This window comes from Candidatus Cryosericum odellii (assembly GCF_003570935.1).
Lineage (GTDB): Bacteria > Caldisericota > Caldisericia > Cryosericales > Cryosericaceae > Cryosericum > Cryosericum odellii.
The window spans coordinates 1-2,586 of sequence record NZ_QXIU01000063.1 but is presented as its reverse complement, the minus strand read 5'-3'; the positions used below and the strand labels follow the sequence as shown (position 1 = coordinate 2,586).

3 protein-coding genes are annotated in these 2,586 nt (G+C 56.4%); all 3 read right to left on the bottom strand.

What is annotated here, in order from left to right; translation table 11 throughout:
* Positions 1-296 (bottom strand): aminotransferase class V-fold PLP-dependent enzyme (locus SMC5_RS02365; RefSeq protein WP_119119432.1); only part of this gene is annotated, 296 nt, incomplete at its 3' end.
* A gap of 112 nt (positions 297-408) precedes the next feature.
* Complete coding sequence (locus tag SMC5_RS02360; RefSeq protein ID WP_119087104.1) at positions 409-1,347, bottom strand: ferritin family protein; 939 nt, start codon at positions 1,345-1,347, stop codon at positions 409-411.
* A gap of 79 nt (positions 1,348-1,426) precedes the next feature.
* Positions 1,427-2,371, bottom strand: a complete 945-nt coding sequence (locus SMC5_RS02355) for a thiamine pyrophosphate-dependent enzyme (protein ID WP_119087103.1) — start codon at positions 2,369-2,371, stop codon at positions 1,427-1,429.
* Positions 2,372-2,586 lie beyond the last annotated feature (215 nt).

Below are 2,586 nucleotides of genomic sequence, written 5' to 3'. Positions count from 1 at the left end.
GGGTACTCGATCTCGCTGGTCACAATCTCCGGTTTGTCGACTGCCTGCGCCCACGTCGAGCCCCACAGGGCGATGTTGATAGCTTCAGTGCCACTTCCCGTGAACACGACCTCATTCTGCGACGCTCCAATGGCGGCTGCAAGCCGGTTCTGTGCTCTCTCTACGAGTTCCGCGGCACCAGTGCCGCACTGCGTGAATGCTGCCGGTACCGCGTATTCATCAATAGCAGCAGTGCGCATCGCTGCCCAGACCTCAGGCGCGACCATCGTACTGCGAAAGTTGTCAAGATAAATCATTGCCTACCTCCTTTTCCTGCAGTGGACAAGAACAGCCTCGAATGCAGGATTTCTTCTTTCAGCCTATCACAAACGGGGCAAAGTCAACACACGAAAAAGCGGTGAATGCGCGTCAACGTGCAGAGTGGTGGTGGCTCAGTATGTTGTACGTACCTCTCATGTCTCTGTAGTGCCGGAGATCAGAACGGGACAGTACCAGCATCTGGCGAACAACATCGGGCTGACTGGGATACCGCTCAGCAATTGCACGGTATCCCATGAAGGCCTTGCGTTCGGCTTCCACGACAACGCCGAGTCCCTGGAGCAGAGCACCGTAGTCAAGAACCTGTCCTGGCTTCAGAGAAGCGATGGCTTCCCTATGCGGCTCATAGACAACACCCGTATATGCACGGTGCAACTGCTGCAACAGCTGAGCATGGGCAGCTTCACCGGCTGCGAGCAAGCTGAATGTTGCCTTCAGGCGCCTGTTGGGGGTCATCTCGACAAGCTGCAGGTAGCGAGTACGTACTTCGACCTCATTCTCGATTGCATCTTCCAGCAGCTCCTGGAGACTTGTCAGTGCTCCTTGCGCTTCCCGCGCAATGTGTTGTCCGACACGACTTCCCAGCGACCGAAGATACTGCAGCGCCCGCCACAGGGTGCGAAGACTGAAGACCCCACCAATCGTTCCTCCCTGTCTGACAATGTCATCCTCGAGCTGGGAGATCAGGTCGTCGCCACCGCTCAAGCGACGCGTCATCACCAGGAATACGGTGACACCTCCGAGATCGACCGAGCGGACAAATCCAGATACCGCAGGCACGACGGCCCCATCCCAGTAGGGAAAAACGAGAACAAGCCTGTCCCCTCGGACGAACGATACACCGGGGGTGCTCAGTACGCCCAGGTCAAAGCCACGGACTGCCCGCCTCGCTGAACGCTTCCATCCAGCAGGTAGAGTACTGAAGCGATCGGTCAGGCCAAAGAGCGGGGCATCCAGTGCCGCCGCTATGCCTTCAGCTACCATTCGAGAATGTCCCATAACAGAGTAGAACACCGTCTTCGTTGTCATTGAGTTGCTCCTCTGACGCAATCAGCCCACCGCCATTGTAGCCGGTGGGCTGACGAATACAACGCGAGTCTCAGGCGATCTAGAACTGGATGCCGGATTCCTCGAGCTTGAGCAGACGGGCCCACTCGTCATCGATCATCTTTTGCATTTCGACGATGACATGTTCGTTCCCAGGCTTGAACAAATGCCTGAACCGTGTCTGACCCTTGAGGAACTCCTCAATCGGTTTACGGTTGGAGGGCTTGGTGTTGACATGTACGACACCGTTCTCGATCTCGTACAGTGGCCAGAAGTTGGTCTCGACAGCCAACTTGGAATACTGCATGGTAAGTGCGGGATCAAAGGACCAATTGGTTGTGCAAGGCTGCAGAACCGCAAGAACGGCCGGACCATCAGCATTGAAACCCTTCTGCGCCTTCTTGTACAGGTCCAGCGTGTTGTGAACTGCTGCCTGGCCGACATATGGAATACGGTGGGCCGCAACAATCTCCACGAGGTTCTTTCTCCACTGCGGCTTGCCATTGCTCACTTTGCCGGCAGGTACCGTCGTTGTACTGGCTCCAAACGGAGTCGCACCGCTGCGCTGGTTTCCGGTGTTCATATAGCCCTCATTGTCGTAGACAAGGTACATGAACTTGTGCTTGCGCTCGAGCGCCCCGGAGAGAGCCTGGAATCCGATGTCATACGTGCCACCGTCACCTCCGACTGCAAGGATGTTGACCTCGCTGTCGATCTTGCCACGGCGCTTGAGCGACCTGTACGCTGACTCGACCCCCGCTGCTACCGCAGCAGCGTTCTCGAACGTCAGATGCATCCACGGAGTGTTCCACGCGGTGAACGGATAGACTGACGTCGTCACCTCCAGACACCCTGTCGCATTGAGCACGATGACCGGCTTGTCCGATGCCGCGAGAACAGTCTTGATGAGAGGTCCAATGCCGCAACCAGAACACATCCGATGGCCGGATACAATTCGAGCATCAGCACCATCAGTCTTCAAAGCGATTTCCTGCAGTGTAGGCATGTCTGCTACCCCCTCAGTCCGATGTACCGCTGATGCTCCGGATCGAGTTTGCCGGACAGCAGTTCCTCGAAAACAGNNTCGGTGGCCATGATGTCGCGGCCACCCAACCCATAGATATAGCTCTGTGTCGTCGGCCTTCTGTCCAGTTCGAACAGTACGTTCCGTATCTCAGTATACACGGGTGCATAAGCCCCAAAATCCATCGATCGATCGAG

Excerpts from the sequence above, each read along its gene's own strand:
- SMC5_RS02360 (WP_119087104.1), bottom strand. The coding sequence starts at position 1,347 with ATGACAACGAAGACGGTGTTCTACTCTGTTATGGGACATTCTCGAATG.
- SMC5_RS02355 (WP_119087103.1), bottom strand. The coding sequence starts at position 2,371 with ATGCCTACACTGCAGGAAATCGCTTTGAAGACTGATGGTGCTGATGCT.